Source organism: Paractinoplanes durhamensis (genome assembly GCF_016862175.1).
Taxonomy (GTDB): Bacteria; Actinomycetota; Actinomycetes; order Mycobacteriales; family Micromonosporaceae; genus Actinoplanes; species Actinoplanes durhamensis.
Map to the genome: position 1 here is coordinate 136,574 of NZ_BOML01000019.1, position 15,747 is coordinate 152,320.

Annotated in this window: 14 protein-coding genes; 5 read left to right on the forward strand and 9 right to left on the reverse strand. The window is 71.8% G+C overall.

Annotated elements, in window-relative coordinates; genetic code table 11:
* Positions 1-83: 83 nt before the first annotated feature.
* The 4 genes from Adu01nite_RS10385 to Adu01nite_RS10400 are packed head-to-tail and all read left to right on the forward strand — an operon-like array spanning position 84 to position 3,917.
* Positions 84-1,235: a Gfo/Idh/MocA family protein gene (locus tag Adu01nite_RS10385; RefSeq protein WP_203726370.1), complete on the forward strand. Its 1,152-nt coding sequence runs from the start codon at positions 84-86 to the stop codon at positions 1,233-1,235.
* The gene (locus Adu01nite_RS10390) at positions 1,232-2,326 is read left to right on the forward strand and encodes a DUF993 family protein (protein ID WP_203726371.1); all 1,095 of its coding nucleotides are present in this window, start codon (positions 1,232-1,234) and stop codon (positions 2,324-2,326) included. Before Adu01nite_RS10385 ends, Adu01nite_RS10390 begins: the two co-directional genes overlap by 4 nt.
* Positions 2,323-3,126, forward strand: coding sequence for a sugar phosphate isomerase/epimerase family protein (locus tag Adu01nite_RS10395; protein WP_203726372.1), 804 nt, complete (start codon positions 2,323-2,325; stop codon positions 3,124-3,126). The genes Adu01nite_RS10390 and Adu01nite_RS10395 overlap by 4 nt, the downstream gene beginning before the upstream one ends.
* On the forward strand, positions 3,123-3,917 hold the full coding sequence (locus Adu01nite_RS10400; protein ID WP_203726373.1) for a DUF6807 domain-containing protein: 795 nt from the start codon (positions 3,123-3,125) through the stop codon (positions 3,915-3,917). Before Adu01nite_RS10395 ends, Adu01nite_RS10400 begins: the two co-directional genes overlap by 4 nt.
* A 5-nt stretch (positions 3,918-3,922) precedes the next feature.
* On the opposite strand, the gene Adu01nite_RS10405 is transcribed toward Adu01nite_RS10400, so the two are convergent.
* From Adu01nite_RS10405 to Adu01nite_RS10445, 9 genes are all read right to left on the reverse strand, one after another.
* Positions 3,923-5,755 (reverse strand): caspase, EACC1-associated type, encoded by a 1,833-nt coding sequence (locus Adu01nite_RS10405; protein ID WP_203726374.1) that lies wholly within the window; start codon positions 5,753-5,755, stop codon positions 3,923-3,925.
* Positions 5,728-6,132 (reverse strand): effector-associated constant component EACC1, encoded by a 405-nt coding sequence (locus tag Adu01nite_RS10410; protein ID WP_203726375.1) that lies wholly within the window; start codon positions 6,130-6,132, stop codon positions 5,728-5,730. The genes Adu01nite_RS10405 and Adu01nite_RS10410 overlap by 28 nt, the downstream gene beginning before the upstream one ends.
* Before the next feature lie 56 nt (positions 6,133-6,188).
* On the reverse strand, positions 6,189-6,512 hold the full coding sequence (locus Adu01nite_RS10415) for a hypothetical protein (RefSeq protein WP_203726376.1): 324 nt from the start codon (positions 6,510-6,512) through the stop codon (positions 6,189-6,191).
* A gap of 10 nt (positions 6,513-6,522) precedes the next feature.
* Positions 6,523-7,779, reverse strand: a complete 1,257-nt coding sequence (locus Adu01nite_RS10420; protein ID WP_239132280.1) for an MFS transporter — start codon at positions 7,777-7,779, stop codon at positions 6,523-6,525.
* 63 nt (positions 7,780-7,842) lie between these two features.
* Positions 7,843-8,979 carry a Gfo/Idh/MocA family protein gene (locus tag Adu01nite_RS10425; protein ID WP_203726378.1) on the reverse strand — a complete coding sequence of 379 codons (1,137 nt, stop codon included), beginning with the start codon at positions 8,977-8,979 and terminating at the stop codon, positions 7,843-7,845.
* Entirely contained in the window at positions 8,976-10,439 is a 1,464-nt protein-coding gene (locus Adu01nite_RS10430) for a mannitol dehydrogenase family protein (RefSeq protein ID WP_203726379.1), read from the reverse strand. The genes Adu01nite_RS10425 and Adu01nite_RS10430 overlap by 4 nt, the downstream gene beginning before the upstream one ends.
* Entirely contained in the window at positions 10,436-11,722 is a 1,287-nt protein-coding gene (locus Adu01nite_RS10435) for an enolase C-terminal domain-like protein (RefSeq protein WP_203726380.1), read from the reverse strand. The genes Adu01nite_RS10430 and Adu01nite_RS10435 overlap by 4 nt, the downstream gene beginning before the upstream one ends.
* The gene (uxaC, locus tag Adu01nite_RS10440) at positions 11,719-13,143 is read right to left on the reverse strand and encodes a glucuronate isomerase (protein WP_203726381.1); all 1,425 of its coding nucleotides are present in this window, start codon (positions 13,141-13,143) and stop codon (positions 11,719-11,721) included. Before uxaC ends, Adu01nite_RS10435 begins: the two co-directional genes overlap by 4 nt.
* Positions 13,144-13,151: 8 nt before the next feature.
* Positions 13,152-14,474 (reverse strand): Gfo/Idh/MocA family protein, encoded by a 1,323-nt coding sequence (locus Adu01nite_RS10445; protein WP_203726382.1) that lies wholly within the window; start codon positions 14,472-14,474, stop codon positions 13,152-13,154.
* Between the two features lie 232 nt (positions 14,475-14,706).
* On the opposite strand from Adu01nite_RS10445, the gene Adu01nite_RS10450 reads away from it, so the two are divergent.
* Positions 14,707-15,741 carry a LacI family DNA-binding transcriptional regulator gene (locus Adu01nite_RS10450; RefSeq protein ID WP_203726383.1) on the forward strand — a complete coding sequence of 345 codons (1,035 nt, stop codon included), beginning with the start codon at positions 14,707-14,709 and terminating at the stop codon, positions 15,739-15,741.
* Positions 15,742-15,747: the final 6 nt, after the last annotated feature.

The window sequence follows — 15,747 nt, forward strand, 5'->3', positions numbered from 1 at the left end:
CTTGCCTCGGTGGTGACGCGCCCGTTACGGTCTAGGAAAGCGCTTACCTCAAGCGTTCAGACCATCGTGGGAGGACCTCCAGCATGGGCCGGACGACCATCGGCATCGTTCTCAACGGCGTAACCGGGCGAATGGGGCTTCGTCAGCACCTGCTCCGCTCGGTTCTCGCCATCCGCCAGGACGGCGGCCTGCCGCTAAGCGACGGGTCGGTCCTCTGGCCCGAGCCGGTGCTGGTCGGCCGCAGTGAGGCCAAGCTGCGCGACATCGCCGAGCGGCACGGACTCACCGAGTGGACCACCGATCTCACCGCCGCGCTCGCCCGCCCGGACGTGCAGATCTACTTCGACGCCCAGGTCACCTCGGCCCGGGTCAAGGCACTGCAGATGGCGATCGACGCGGGCAAGCACATCTACACCGAGAAGCCGGTGGCCGAGACCGTCGAGCAGGCGGTCGAGCTGGCCCGGCTGGCCGACGCGGCCGGCGTGAAGCACGGCGTGGTGCAGGACAAACTGTTCCTGCCCGGGCTGCGCAAGCTGGCCCGCCTGGTCGAGTCCGGCTTCTTCGGCCAGGTGCTGTCGGTGCGCGGCGAGTTCGGCTACTGGGTGTTCGAGGGTGACTGGCAGGCCGCGCAGCGTCCGAGCTGGAACTACCGGGCGGCCGACGGCGGCGGCATCGTGCTCGACATGTTCCCGCACTGGCATTACGTGCTCGAGCAGGTCTTCGGGCCGGTCCGGGCGGTGACGGCGCGGGCGGTCACGCACATCGGCCGGCGCTGGGACGAGGACAACGCGGCCTACGAGGCCACCGCCGACGACGCCGCCTACGGCATCTTCGAGCTGGACAACGGCATCATCGCCCAGATCAACTCGTCGTGGGCGGTCCGGGTCAACCGGGACGAACTGGTCGAGTTCCAGGTCGACGGCACGCACGGCAGCGCGGTCGCGGGCCTGCACCACTGCCGCATCCAGCCGCGGGCCGCCACCCCGAAGCCGGTCTGGGACCCGGACGTGCCGACCACCCAGCAGTTCCGTTCGCAGTGGCAGGAAGTGCCGGACAACGACATCTTCCCGAACGGCTTCCGCGCCCAGTGGGAGCAGTTCCTGCGCTACGTCGCCGAGGACGCCCCCTACGCCGGTGACCTCTGGGCGGGCGCCCGCGGCGTTCAGGTGGCGGCGCTCGGCCTGCAGTCGTCCCGCGAGGGCCGCCGCATCGAGATCCCGGAGCTGGACCGATGATCGCGTTCTCCGGCCGGGGCGCCGACTTCGCCTCGTCAAAGGGCAAATTCACCAGCCGGATTGCGTACGCCGCGGCACCCGTCACCGCCGATCAACATGCCGAGAACATCCCCGGTGCACCGGCGGCCCTCGACTGGGAGGCGACGCTGCGGTTCCGGCATCACCTCTGGTCCCACGGGTTCGGGGTGGCCGAGGCGATGGACACGGCGCAGCGCGGCGCCGGTCTCGACTACGCGGCGACCCGGGAGCTGATCCGGCGCAGCGCGGCCGAGGCGACCGGGCCGATCGTGGCCGGTGTCGGCACCGATCAGCTGCCGGTCGGGCCGGCGACGATCGACGACATCCGGAAGGCGTACGCCGAACAGCTGGCCGATGTGCAGGAAGCCGGCGCCCAGCCGGTGATCATGTGTTCGCGGCATCTGGCCGCGGCGGCGCGGGGTGCCGACGACTACCGGCAGGTCTACGGGGAGTTGTTGTCCCAGGCCGACGGTCCGGTGCTGCTGCACTGGCTGGGGGAGGCGTTCGACCCGCTGCTGGCCGGTTATTGGGGCGGCGACGAGGTGGTCCTGTCGATCATCACGGAGCACGCGGCCAAGGTGGACGGGATCAAGATGTCCCTTTTGGACGCTGGGCGGGAAGTCGACATGCGCCGCTCGCTCCCGCCGGGTGTCCGGATGTACACGGGTGACGATTTCAACTACCCGACGCTGATAAAGGGTGATTTGTCGGGCTATTCGGACGCTCTGCTCGGCGTCTTCGCGGTGATCGCGCCGCCGGCCGCGGCTGCTCTCCGGGCTCTCGATGCCGGCGACATTTCGGCCTATGACCGCATCATGGAGCCGACCCTGCCGCTGGCCCGGCATCTCTTCGCCGCCCCGACCTACCACTACAAAACCGGCATCGTGTTCCTCAACTGGCTGGCCGGGCACCAGGACCACTTCACCATGGTCGGCGGTGCCCAGGCCGGCCGCTCCCCGCAGCACCTGCTCACCCTCGCGCGCCTGGCCGACGAGGCCGGCATCCTCCCCGACGCCGACCTGGCCGCCGCCCGCGCCCAGGCCTGGCTCACCACGGTTGGACTCGACAAATGACCAGATTCTCGCTCAACCAGGCCACCACCAAACGCTGGCCGCTGGACGAACTCGTCGCCGGTTGCGTGGCCGCCGGCGTGCCCGCGGTCGGCCTGTGGCGCGAGGAGGTAGCCGAGTACGGCCTGGACAAGACGGCCCTCCTGGTCCGCGACGCCGGCCTCACCGTGTCGTCGCTGTGCCGCAGCGGTTTCTTCCACGAGGAGGACTGGTACGACAACAACCGCCGCGCCATCGAGGAAGCCGCCACCCTGGGCACCGACACGCTGGTGCTGGTCAGCGGCGGCCTGCCCGGTAGGTCCCGGGACATCGACGGCGCCCGCCGGCACGTGGCCGACGCGATCGGCGCCCTGGTCCCCGACGCCCAGGCGGCCGGCGTCCGCCTGGCGATCGAGGCCCTGCACCCGATGTTCGCCTCGGACCGCTGCGTCGTCTCCACCCTCGGCCAGGCCCTGGCGATCGCCGCCCCGCACCCCGCGGAGGCGGTCGGTGTGGTGATCGACACCTACCACCTGTGGTGGGACGACCAGGTCTGGAAGCACATCGAGCAGGCCGGCCGGGAGAACCGGATCGCCGCGTTCCAGCTGGCCGACTGGATCACCCCGCTGCCCGAGGGCGTCCTGCTCGGCCGCGGCCTGCCCGGCACCGGCTGCGTCGACATGCGAAGGTTCGCGACGGCGGTCCGCAACGCCGGCTACCAGAGCTGGGTCGAGGTGGAGGTCTTCCACTCCGACGTGTGGTCCCGCCCCGGCGCCGAGGTCCTGGCCGAGGCGTTCGCCGGCTACCGCGCCGCCGTCGAATGACCACCCTGCGCGTGGCCGGCGTACCGGTGGTCACCTACGTCGACGACCCCGACCTGGACATCCGCCTGGCCCCACGCCCCTACCTGCACCCCGTCCGCACGCTGACCGGCGTGGCCGTCACCGATGCCCTGTGCGAGGACCACCCCTGGCACATGGGCGCCTCGGTGACCATGTCGGACGTGTCCGGATACAACCTGTGGGGCGGCCGCACCTACGTCCGCGACGAGGGCTACGTCTGGCTCGACGACCACGGCCGCGTCCGCCAGGTGACGTCCACCCCGATCCCCGGCGGCGTCACCGAGAGCCTGGAGTGGTCCACCCAGGACGGCACGGTCCTGCTGCGCGAGCAGCGCGAGATCACCGCGGTTGCCGCGCCACACGGATGGGAGCTTTCCTTTGCGTACGCACTGAGCGCCCCCGGACCGGCCGAAGTGACCCTGGGGAGCCCGGCCACCCACGGCCGCCCCGGCGACGCGGGCTACGGCGGCTTCTTCTGGCGGGCGACTCCGGGCCCGGCGGTGGCTTTCACGGCATCGTCGGACGAGCCGCACGGCTCCGCCGACCCGTGGCTGGCCTTGGTGGTGGCCGACCGCTACACGCTGGTGTTCCGCGGCCTGGCCGACGCGGACCGGTGGTTCGTCCGCACCACGGAATACGTGGGCGTGTGCGCCGCCCTGGCCTTCACCGACCCGCTCACGATCAAGCCGGGCGACCCGCTGACCCGCCACCTGCGGGTCCTGGTGGCCGACGGCGTCCTGTCCCGGGAGGAGGTCGCGGCCGCCCTGGAGTAACCGATCTACCGGAGCATGCCCTTGATCTTCTGGAGGGCGGCGCCGACCTCGGCCTCGGAGTAGCCGCCGGGCACCACGGTGAAGTGCACCCTGTCGAGTTGTTCCACGGGCATCGGCAGTGGGCTGGCCCCGGCCCGGAAGTCCAGGATCATCTGGAAGAGGTTGTCGACCTCGGCGGGATCGTAGCCGTCGCCGGAACGACAGCGTCGGAGCGAAGCCCGCAGGCCGCTGATCCTACTGATCATGTGGTTCATGTCAGCGGTGCACTTCACGTGGTACTGGACCATCACCTGCTGCCGGAGCATGTCGGCGGTCTTTTTGAGGGCCGCGTCCACCTCGGTCTCGATGTAGCCGTTCGGCTCACGAGCGAATTTGATCTTCAGTAGATCGTCGGCACTGAACGGAAGCGGCCGGCGCTGGTCGATCGCCTCGACAATTTCCCGGAACAGGCGGTCGGCCTGGTCGCGTGCATAGCCGGAGCCGGGCCGCCGAGCCCGGAATGTCCGTGGCAGGCCGTCGATCCGGTCCCGGATATAGCGCACGGGGCCTCCCAGCGCTGATCTTGACCTGGTGTCCGCGACGGGGCGTGGCCCGGGATTGCGGTTGCGGGCCGTCTGCACGGCCCCGGCCGGAAGCTCCGGTGCAGGATCGGCCCCGGGCTTGAGCGGGATCGCCCACCCGAGCGTGATCAGGTGTTCCAGCTGAGCAACCTTCTTCCGGTCGGTGGCCTGCTGCGCGAACTTCCGCTGGGCCAGCTCAGCTGCCTTGACCAGGTCGGGCCCGGCGGCCGGCGGCCGGGAAGGCCCGGGTGCGGGCTGGACCTGTAGGTGGAGGCGGATGGTGCGGGACTCGCCGGTCGCCGCGTTGCGGACGTGCACGTTGGCCCGGGAGTGCCCGGCTCGCGGCGTCACCAGAAGCTCCAGCCGCTCGGGCTCCATATGCCGGCTCGTGGCGATCCAGTCGGCGTCGCACTCGACGGTCCACGGCGCGGGGGCGCCCTCGCTGTCCCGCGCCTCCACGTAGACCCGTTCGGCCGGCAACGTCTCGCCGGCCTCGACCTGGCCCAGATCCAGCCGCACCTCGGAGACGTGCAGCGTCGGGGCGGCCGGCCGCGTCGGCCGGGCGCGGCGGCGGGCGATGGCCAGGCCGCCCTCGCCGTCCGCCTTGAACTGCGGCCGTTGCCGGCCCAACTCGGCCAGCCCGTTGCGGGTGAACTCGAACAGCTCCTCCAGGGTCAGATGGCCGGCGGTGGAGCGGGCCGCCGGCGCGGTCCGCAGGCCGGCCACGACCTGACCGGTGAACAGGCTGGTGCCGTCCTCCGCGGACGCGTCGTTGGCCAGCTCCTGCGCGCGGCAGCTGGTGAGCACGTACCGCCCGGTGCCCTCGAACGCGCGCACCATGTCGGCGCCCTTGAACGCGCCGCTATGGCAGCAGTCCAGCATGATGATCACCCGGGATGCGGCCGACCCTTCGATGATCCCGTCGACCGCGCGGGAGCTGATCGAGGTCGACCGGAGCCGGTCGGCACGGGTATCCCGCGTGCAGAGGTAGAGATTGCCGTACTCGTCCAGCCGCCCGTGCCCGCTGTAGTAGAGCAGCAGCACCTCGTCGCGACCCGCGGTCGTGAAGAACTCGTCCAGCCCGACCAGGACCTCCTGCATCGAGCCGTCCGGCTGGAGCGTGACCGAGCCGGGCCCGAACAGACCCTGACCCGGGTCCTGCAGGGCGTCGCGCAGGGCCACGATGTCGTTGCGCGGACCGATCAGTGGCGGGAGGTTGTGCTCGTCGACCGGGTACGAGCTGTTTCCGATCAGGATCGCTCGGTATCGGTCTGCCACGGTTCCCCCGACAGGATTCGGCTCATGCCCCGGGTCAACTCCTGCATCGCCGCCGCATCCAGGTTGTCGGCGTCGAGGGTCACCCGGTCCTCCCGGCCGTCGTGCTGCCAGGTCAGCGTCACCGTCCGGGTGCGGTCGCGGCCCAGCCACGCCTTGAACGCCCCGAGCGCGGCGGTGAACGCACCGGCCGAGCCCAGGGCCACCACGACGGCTTCCGCGGCGCCCTTGGTGCCGGCCACCGGCGTGGAGCGCACCTCGGCGCCGGGCACGCCGGAGCGGAGACCGGCGGCCAGCTCGTAGCGCTGCTTGATCCACCCCGGATGATCCGGGGCATACCGCCGGCTCGTGGCGGATACCTCGATGTCGACAGTCAGCATCCCCGAAATCCTACGCACGGTGATGGGTGGGTGACCGGCCGACACTCGGGGCGGCGTCAGGCGGCCGGGGTGCCCAGGGACTGCTCGATGACCGCCAGCAGGAGCAGCGCGACCAGTGCGGCGGCCAGGCCGAACAACGCTGCCTGCCCGCCCAGTGACGCCGCCGAGCGGGCGTTGCGGCTGCCCACGTAGACCCACAGGCCGGCCACGACCAAGCAGCCGGGCAGGAAGATCGTGCTCCACAGCAGGCTGCTGATCACCGTGTCGCGGAACTGGTCGCCGAGTCCGCCGGTCGACGCGGTGAAGGCGACGACACCCGCCGCCAGCCCGGCGAGGATCCAGGCGGTGGCGACGGTGAAGGCGCGCGCTCGGCTCACCATGGCGGGCAGACTAACCCTCCAGCTGCGGCTCCGGCGCCAACGAATCGATATCGATCTCTTTAAAACGACCTTTGGCCCGTGCCACCAGGGCCGCGGCCACGACGCCGAAGGCGGTGATGGCCAGCCCGCACAGCAGGAGGGCGTGCCGCGCCCCGAGCCACTCGACCAGCGGGCCGCCGAGGATCGTGCCGATCGGCACCGCCACCACCAGCACGGCGCCGTTGGCCGCCAGGACCTGGGCGCGGTTGGACCTGGTGGTGCTGCGCTGGAGCAACGCCATCGACGTCGGCATGTAGGGCGCCCAGATCGCCCCGCCGACCGCGAGCGCCGCCAGCGACACCGGCATCGGCGCGCCCAGCCCGATCGGCACCATGGTCAGCCCGAACGTGGTGACCACCCCGATGGTGACCGGCCACAACGGCAGCCGGCGCAGATATCCGGCGAGCAGCGCCCCGCCGACCGCGCCCGCCGCGAACGCCGTGAAGAACCAGCCGAGCAGCGCCGCCGACCCGTGCAGGTCGTCGGCCACGTAGATCGGCAGCGCCACATACACCGGCCCGAACAGGAAGAAGAAGCCGAAGCTCAGCGCGAGCAGCCCGACCAGCCGGCGCTGCCGCAGGATCACCCGGAAGCCGGCCGACCGGGAGGCTCCGGCCGGTGGCGGCGCGGCCCGGACGGTGTGCGGCACCGCGAGCCGGTAGCTGATCGCCAGCACCGCGAAGGTGGCCGCGTCGGCCGCGATCACCCAGGCCGGCCCGACGGCGGCGGCGAGGAAACCGGCCAGCGGCGGCCCGCCGACCGCGGTCGCCTCGGCGATCGCCCCGATCAGGGCGTTGCCGGCCAGGTGGTGCTCGGTCGGCAGCACCTCGGCGATCAGTGTGTACCGCCCGGCCGAGCCCCACGAGTGCAGCAGCGACGAGCAGGCCAGCAGCACGACGTAGAGAGTCGGCGTGAGCGCGCCCGTCGCATACGCCAACGGGATGGCCGCCAGGGCGGTGGCGCGCAGCGTGGCGTCCCACCCGGCCAGTCGCGCCCCGTCCCAGTGCGCGAGCCGGCGCGCGAAGAAGAACGTGCCGAGCACGCTGGGCATCGTGTACGCGGCCATGGCCAGGGCCACCCAGGTGCCGCGCGTCCCGGGGCCGGCCAGCAGGAGCGCCAGCCAGCCCACCGCGACGATCGACATGCCGTCCCCGAGCGCCGACACGGCGAGCCCCGGCAGCAGCCGGCGCAGCACCGGGTTGGTGATCACCGGACGGTAGGGGTTCATACGTCCACCCGACACCATCGGCGGCCCGAGATCCATCTGCCAGAAGCAGAAGCAGAACCGGCGCTACGTGACCGGCAGCCGCTGGACGAGCGGGCGGACCGCCCACGGCACGCCCATCTCGGACGGCAGGGCAAGGGTGTCGACGACCTTGTGCAGCAGGTCGTTGATGCCGGGGATGGTGCGGTTCGGGCCCTCGATACGGACCACGCCGTCGTCGAGCAGGTGCGGCTCGGGCACGTCGGGCACGGTCAGCGCCTCCAGCACGGCGGTGAAGTCGGCGGTCGCGGCCAGCGGCACCAGCAGCGGCACCCCGCTCGCCCGGTGGTCGAGGAGGTTGGTCAGCAGGTCGGTGCGCCCGGGCACCTCGCGCAGCTCGTCGTCGCCGGGCAGGGCGAGCCGGTCGGTCGGGTATTCCAGCAGCGCCCGCCCCTCCGGCCCGCGCGCCCCGATCTCGCCGGCCACGAAGTCCTCGCCGGCCAGGGTGACCGCGATGACGACCTGCAGCCCGTCGTCGAACGTGATCCGGGCGAACGCGGTGTCCTCGACCTCGATCGGCCGCACCCGGTACCGCTCGGCGACCAGCTGCCGCGGCCGGCCCGCGCCGAGCGACTGCGCCCCGGCGAGGGCCTGCATGACCGCGTGCGCGAGCGGGTTGACCAGGGCGCCGTCGATGACCGGCCGGCCACCGACGACCCGCCGGCCGGCCCACGGCGACCGTCCGTAGTAGACGTCGTCGCGCTGCCAGGACGCGGTCGCGGTGATCCCGCCGATCGGCCCGAGCCCCGGCAGGGCGGCGCGGAACTGCTGCCACGCCGCCGAGCCGAGGGCCTGGAACCCGACCTGGCAGGCCCGCCCGGACGAACCGAGCGCCGCGGTGAGGGTGCGGTGCGCGGCGAGCGACGCCACCGGCGGCTTCTCCAGCAGCAGGTCGCAGCCGGCGGCGATCGCGTCGAGCGCGATCTGCAGGTGGGTGTGCGGCGGGGTGCAGATCACCACCACGTCGGGGGCGGCCTCGGCGAGCAGGTCACGGTGGTCGGCGAAAACCGGGACCCCGGCGGGTACGGGCGGGTCCTCCTCCAGCGGCCGCGTGTCGGCAAGTGCCTTGAGGCGTACGCGTCCCGCGGCCTCCAACTCGGCGATGCGCCGCCGGTGCCACCGTCCGTGCCCGTTCGCCCCGATCAGGGCGATGGTGGGGATCATCGGACACCGGCCAGGGTCGCCTCGACGCCGTGTTTGTCGAGCTCGGTCAGCCAGTCGACGAGCAACTGCCGGACCGTCTCGTCGCCGGCCAGCTCCGGCGCGAAGACGGTGTCGAGGCCGAGCAGCGCGTCGACGGTGCCGGCCGGGGTGGGTGCGGCGGTGGCGAGCCGCTGCCGGATCCGGTCGGCCAGCGGGTCGTCGAGGGGCAGTGGCCGCCCGTCGTCGGTGGTGCCCCGCACGTACCGCATCCAGGCGGCGACCGCGAGGGCTCCCCAGCGCGGGATCCCGCCGGCCCGGCGCCGGTCGAGGATGGCGTGCAGCAGCCGCTGGGGGAGTTTCTGCGAGCCGTCCATGGCGACCTGGACGGTGCGGTGCCCGATGGCCGGGTTGGCGAAGCGGTGCAGCACCTGGTCGCCGTACTCGACCACGGTGATACCGGGCGGCGGGTCGAAGCTGGGCGCGATGTCCTCGGCGATGAACCGCCGCATGGCCGTGACCAGGCCGGGGATCTCCAGGGCCGAGTAGATCGTCTCCCGTCCGGCGACCGCGCCGAGGTAGGCGATGGCCGAGTGCACCCCGTTCAGCGTGCGGAGCTTCAGCAGCTCCCAGGGGCGCGGGTCGCCGGCGAGGACCGCACCGGCCTGCTCCCAGGCGGGCCGCCCGGCCGGGAAGTCGTCCTCGATGACCCACTGCATGTAGGGCTCGCCGTGCACGGCCGCCTCGTCGCGGACGCCGAGCTCGCCGGCCGCCACGGCCAGGGTCTCGGCGGTGCTGGCCGGCACGATCCGGTCGACCATGGTGCCGGGGAAGGTCACGTTGCCGGCCACCCAGTCGGAGTGCCCGGTCGCGGTGGCCAGGTAGTCGACCAGCCCGCGCAACCGGTGCCCGTTGGACGGCAGGTTGTCGCAGCTGACCAGGGCGATCGGCCCGCCGTCAGCCCGGCGGCGGGCGGCGAGACCGCGGATGAGCAGGCCGGGAACCGTCCGCGGGTCGCGGTCGGTCTCCAGGTCCCCGCGCAGGTCGTCGTCGAGCAGGAGCCGGCCGGTGGCCGGGTCGAGCCGGTAGGCCTTTTCGGTCACGGTGAGGGTGACGATCTTGATGGCCGGGTCGGCGAGGAGGGCGACCACCGCGGCCGGGTCGGCGGCCGCGTGCCGCAGCCCGGCGATCGCGCCGATCACCCGGGTGGAGCGGCCCTCGGCGGCGAGGGTGGTGACGCTGTAGAGGCCGTCCTGGGCGCGCAGGTCGTCGATGACCTTCGCCGAGCGGGGCCCGACGCCGACGATGCCCCAGTCACCGCCGCCCGCGGCCATCGCGTCCTCGGTGTAGACGGCCTGGTGGGCCCGGAAGAACGCGCCGAGGCCGAGGTGGACGATGCCGGCGCCGGCATCGCCGGGGGTGATGCGCGGGCGGCTCGCTTCGGGGATGCGGCCGAGGGTGCCGAGGCCGAGACGGTCGCTCATCGCCAGACCGGCCCGTCCGGGAAAGAGAACTCGGCGATCGAGGCGGGCTTGAGGTCGGAGCTGTAGCCGGGCTTCTCCGGCACCAGATAGCGGCCGTCCCGGGTGCGCACCGGATCCTCGAAGTGTTCGTGCAGGTGGTCGACGTACTCGACCATCCGCCCGTCCAGCGACGTGCCCACCCGCAGGTAGTCGAAGATCGCCAGGTGCTGGACGAGCTCGCAGAGGCCGACCCCGCCCGAGTGCGGGCAGACCGGCACCCCGAACTTGGCCGCCAGCAGCAGCTCGGCGAGGACCTCGGGAACGCCCGCCACCCGGCACGCGTCGATCTGCATCACGCCGATCGCGCCGGCCTGCAGCAGCTGCTTGAAGATGACCCGGTTGGCGGCCACCTCACCGGTTGCCACGCGTACGGGAGCAACCGCTTTTTGAATTTCGGCGTGCCCGAGGATGTCGTCGGGGTGGGTGGGTTCCTCGATCCAGTAGGGATCGGATTCGGCCAGCCGGGCCATGTTGGCGATCGCCTCGCCGACCCCCCAGATCTGGTTGGCGTCCATCATCAGCAGCGCGTCCGGGCCGATCTCCGCGCGGATGATCCGGGCCCGGCGGACGTCGTCCTCGATCGGGCCGCCGACCTTCATCTTCATCGCCCGCCAGCCCTGCGCGTACGCCTCGCGGGTCAGCGCCCGGACCTTGTCGTCGGGGTAGCCGAGCCAGCCGACGCTGGTCGTGTAGGACGGGAAGCCCTCGCTGCGCAGCTGGGCGAGCCGGTCCTCGAGCCCGACCCGGCCCTTGTCGAGGATCGCGGCCGCGTCCTCCGGGGTGAGCGCGTCGTCGATGTGCCGGAAGTCGATGCAGGCGACCAGGTCGGCGGTCGGCATCTCGGCGAGCAGTTGCCAGATCGGCTTGCCGTCGATCTTGGCCCGCAGGTCCCAGACCGCGTTGACGATGGCGCCGGTGGCCATGTGCAGCGCGCCCTTCTCCGGACCGAGCCAGCGCAGCTGCACGTCGGCGGTGAGGCTGCGCAGGAACGCCAGCGGCTCGGCGAACAGCTCCTCGAGGGTCCGGCCCTCGACATGGTGGGCCAGCGCCCGGACCGCCGCGCAGGTGATCTCGTTGCCGCGCCCGTTGGTGAAGGTGAACCCGGTGCCGGTGTGGCCGGAGTCGGTGGCCAGCTCGACGTAGGTGGCCGAGTAGTCGCCCTTGTTGATCGAGTCGGAGCCGTCGCCGGCGGCGGCGGTCGGGAACCGTACGTCGTGGACGGTGAGCCCGGTGATCGTCGTCATGCCTTTGCCCCGTCCAGCCGGAAGATCCGCTTCGGTAGGTGGTAGGCCAGGTCGGCCATGGTCTCGGCGGCCTCGTCGAGCGGCAGCCGGTCCTGCGCGACCAGCGACGCGAGGTAGGCGGCGTCGGACCGGCGGGCGACGTCGTGCCGCACCGGGATCGAGCAGAACGCCCGGGTGTCGTCGACGAACCCGGCGGTGTTGTAGAAGCCGGCCGCGTCGGTGACCGCCTCCCGGAACCGGCGCATCGCGTCCGGCGTGTCCAGGAACCACCACGGTGCGCCCAGGTAGAGCGCGGGGTAGCCGCCGGCCAGCGGGGCAAGTTCCCGGCTGAACGTGTACTCGTCCAGGGTGTAGACCACCAGCCGCAGCTTCGGATCCATCCCGTACGCGTCGAGCAGCGGCCGCAACCCGTGCACGTAGTCGGTGGCCTGCGGGATGTCGCCGCCGACGTCGAGGCCGTGCTCGGCGTAGAGCTGCCGGTTGTGGTTGCGGTTCGCCCCCGGGTGGATCTGCATGACCAGCCCGTCGTCGAGCGACATCCGGGCGAACTCGAGCAGCATGTGCGCCCGGAACGTCTCGGCATCCTCGGCCGTGGCGGTGCCGTGCAGCCCGCGGTCGTAGAGGGCGGCCGCCTCGGCCGGGGTCAGCGCCAGGGTCCGGGCGGTGGGGTGGCCGTGGTCGGTGCAGGTGGTGCCGGCCTCGATGAACGCCTGCCGCCGGCTGCGCAGCGCGGCCAGGTAACCCGGGTAGGTGCCGGTGTTCTCGCCGGCGATCTCGCCGAGCGTGTCGATCGCGCCGCGCCAGTCCGGGCGCTCCATGTCGACCACGTTGTCCGGCCGGAACGTCGAGATCACCCGGCCGCCCGGGCCGCCCCAGCCGTCGGCGGCCAGCTTGGCGTGCTGGGCCAGGTCGTCGGTGGGCGACTCGGTGGTGGCCAGCACCTCGATGCCGAACCGCTCGAACAGCGCCCGGGGCCGGAAGTCCGGCTCGGCGAGCTTGGCCGCGATCGCGTCGTACACCTCGTCGGCGGTTTCCCGGCTCAGCCGGGTCTCCACCCCGAACACGGTGCGGAACGTCTGCTCCAGCCAGAGCCGGGACGGGGTGCCGCGGAACAGGTGCCAATTTTCCGCGAGCAGCCGCCAGATGGTGCGGCCGTCGGTCTCGACCGGGCCGCCGTCGCGCCGCGGCACGCCGAGCCGGGACGGCGGGATGCCCTGGCTGAGCAGCATCCGGGTCACGTAGTGATCGGGCACGATGAGCAGTCGCGCCGGATCGGGGAACGGCTCGTCGTCGGCGAGCAGGCGGGGATCGACATGGCCATGCGGGGAGAGCAGCGGCAGGTCGCGCGCGACGGCATACAGCTCGCGGGCGATGCCGGCCTGGCGCGTGTCGATGGCGAACGTCGGGTCGGACACGGTCACCTCGGTGATCAGTTCAGGTCGAGCAGGTCGGAGACCCGAACCGGCTCGGCGGTCTGCAGGGAGCGGTTGGCGGCGAGGCCGGTGAGCAGCGCCAGGGCGCCGTCGCGGGCGGTCGCGGAACGGTTCATCGGGTCGGTCTGCCCGCCGAGGAGGACGGCGGTCATGCGGTGGTCGGCGCCGCCGTGGCCCTCACGGGTGTGCGGTTGCAGCTCGACCCGGTACGGCGGGGCCCAGAACGGCCGGATCGTCAGGGTGACGCCGCCCTGCTCGGGTGCCTCGGTGGTGCCGTGCACGGCGGCACCCTTGAGTTCGCCGGCCGCGGTCGGGCTGACGTGGTCGGACTCGACGACCTCCAGCTCGAGCCGGCCGCGGCTGCCGTTGACCATGAGCCGGTAGCCCTCCCACGGCGCGTACGCGGTGAGGTGGTAGGTCATCCGCGCCCCGGTGTCGTACCGGACCAGGACCGACAGGTCGTCCTCGATCGTGACGCCGGGCGCGAACACGTTGCGGTCGCGCAGGTAGCCGTCCTCGCCCTCGGCATCGAGGTACAGCTCGCGCAGGCGCGGGTTGGCCGCCATGTCGAGCGCGAACGGGTCACCCTGCGCCTCGGGACTGCCATGCACCCGCTCATAGTCGCGTGCGTACCCGTGCCGCTGCCCGTGTTCGCCGTAGAAGAAGAGCCGGCCGGACGCGTACACCTCGGTCGGCGCCGCCCCGAGCCACCAGTTGACCAGGTCGAAGTGGTGGCCGGACTTGTGCACCAGCAGCCCGCCGGAGTTGGCCTTGTCGCGGTGCCAGCGGCGGAAGTAGTCGGCGCCGTGCCGGATGTCGAGCAGCCACTCGAAGTGCACCGAACCGATCTCGCCGATCTCGCCGCCGGCCAGCAGGGTGCGCACCATCTCGTGCACCGGGTTGTACCGGTAGTTGAACGAGACCTGCACCTTCCGCCCGCTGCGCTGCTGCGCGTCGAGGATCCGCCGGGCGCTCTCGGCGTCGACGGTCATCGGCTTCTCGGTGATCACGTCGCAGCCGGCGTCCAGCGCGGTCACCATGTGCCCGGCATGGGTGCTGTCCATGCTGGTCACGATCACCTCGTCGACGCGTTCCTTGGCGATCAGGGCGGCCAGCTCGGCGGCCGGGTAGGTGGGGACCGGCTCGTGGCCGGCCGCGGTCAGCCACCGGTTGTGCGCGTCCATCCGGGCCTGGTTCACGTCGGCCAGCGCCACCAGCACGGTGGTCTCCGCATGGTCCTCGGTGATCGCGCGGACGAACATCTCGGCGCGGGCGCCGGCACCGACCACGGCGATCCGGCGGCGTTCGTTTCGTGGCATGGGTCCTCCCGGCCGAGGCGGCTACAAAGGTTTGCAGCGAAATTAGGTGGATCGATGCGTTGTAGTCAATGACTACGGCGATTATCGTCCGGATTTGCCCGGCTAAGACAGCCTTTCAGGTGCCCGTCTGCAATCTTTATGCAACACAACTACATTGACAGTTGTGCAACCGCTTGCATTAATTGTGGTCGTCAGTGACCGCCGCCACAACGTCCACTGAGGAGGCCGGAGCGTGTCCGTCACCATTCGCGACGTTGCTCGGGCGTCCGGCGTGCACATCTCCACGGTGTCGCGCACGTTCTCGGCGCCCCACCTGGTCAACCCGAACACCCGCAGCCGCGTGCTGGCCTGCGCCGAGCAGTTGGGTTACCGGCCCAACCGGGCCGCCCGCGCACTGATCACCGGCCGGACGTACAACATCGGCCTGATCGTCGCGGACATCGCCAACCCGTTCTTCCCCCCGCTCATCAAGGCCGCCGAGAGCCAGGCCCGCAAGCACGACCACCACATCTTCGTCGCCGACACCAATGAGGACGCGGCGGTCGAGGAAGAGGTGGTCCGTGCTCTGGCCAAACAGGTCGACGGCGTCCTGCTGTGCAGCCCGCGGATGAGCAACACGCTGATCGAGCAGCTCAGCCGCGAGGTCCCGCTGGTCGTCGTGAACCGCCAGATCACCGGCATTCCCGCCGTCGTGATGGACGTGGCCCAGGGCGCCCGGCTCGCCATCGAGCATCTCACCGCTCGCGGGCATCGCAACATCGCACTTCTCAGCGGGCCACGCGGCTCGTGGACCAGCCGGGAGATCCGGCGTTCCGCGACCGCCACGGCCCGAGCCGGCCACGCCGAGCTGACTGTCATCGGGCCCAACCCGCCCACCGAGACCGGCGGCCTGAGTGTCGCCGAGGACGTTCTGCAGGCCGGCGCCACCGCCGTGCTCGCCTACAACGACCTGATGGCGATCGGCCTCATCGAGGGGCTGTTCACCGCGGGGGCCCGTGTCCCCGAGGACGTCAGCGTCATCGGCATCGACGACATCATGCTCAGCCGGCTCACCCGTCCGAAGCTGACCACGGTAGCGACACCCACCGCCGCCGCGGGTCGGGCGGCCGTCGACATGCTCCTCGCGCATGGCGACGACCGTCGTTCCACCGCACACCTACACCTGCAGACCGAACTGGTCATTCGCGACTCGACGGGGCCGGGCCCGGGTCCGCACAGCCCTGCGGACCCGGGCGACGTGATCGTCCCCGGAGGTGTCGCTTCCTAAAAAGGA

What these genes read in the sequence shown, in the direction of transcription:
- Adu01nite_RS10410 (WP_203726375.1), bottom strand. Translation starts at nt 6,132, where the DNA reads ATGCTGACTGTCGACATCGAGGTATCCGCCACGAGCCGGCGGTATGCC.
- Adu01nite_RS10390 (WP_203726371.1), top strand. Translation starts at nt 1,232, where the DNA reads ATGATCGCGTTCTCCGGCCGGGGCGCCGACTTCGCCTCGTCAAAGGGC.
- Adu01nite_RS10385 (WP_203726370.1), top strand. Translation starts at nt 84, where the DNA reads ATGGGCCGGACGACCATCGGCATCGTTCTCAACGGCGTAACCGGGCGA.
- Adu01nite_RS10395 (WP_203726372.1), top strand. Translation starts at nt 2,323, where the DNA reads ATGACCAGATTCTCGCTCAACCAGGCCACCACCAAACGCTGGCCGCTG.
- Adu01nite_RS10400 (WP_203726373.1), top strand. Translation starts at nt 3,123, where the DNA reads ATGACCACCCTGCGCGTGGCCGGCGTACCGGTGGTCACCTACGTCGAC.
- Adu01nite_RS10445 (WP_203726382.1), bottom strand. Translation starts at nt 14,474, where the DNA reads ATGCCACGAAACGAACGCCGCCGGATCGCCGTGGTCGGTGCCGGCGCC.
- Adu01nite_RS10430 (WP_203726379.1), bottom strand. Translation starts at nt 10,439, where the DNA reads ATGAGCGACCGTCTCGGCCTCGGCACCCTCGGCCGCATCCCCGAAGCG.
- Adu01nite_RS10435 (WP_203726380.1), bottom strand. Translation starts at nt 11,722, where the DNA reads ATGACGACGATCACCGGGCTCACCGTCCACGACGTACGGTTCCCGACC.
- Adu01nite_RS10425 (WP_203726378.1), bottom strand. Translation starts at nt 8,979, where the DNA reads ATGATCCCCACCATCGCCCTGATCGGGGCGAACGGGCACGGACGGTGG.
- Adu01nite_RS10415 (WP_203726376.1), bottom strand. Translation starts at nt 6,512, where the DNA reads ATGGTGAGCCGAGCGCGCGCCTTCACCGTCGCCACCGCCTGGATCCTC.
- Adu01nite_RS10420 (WP_239132280.1), bottom strand. Translation starts at nt 7,779, where the DNA reads ATGAACCCCTACCGTCCGGTGATCACCAACCCGGTGCTGCGCCGGCTG.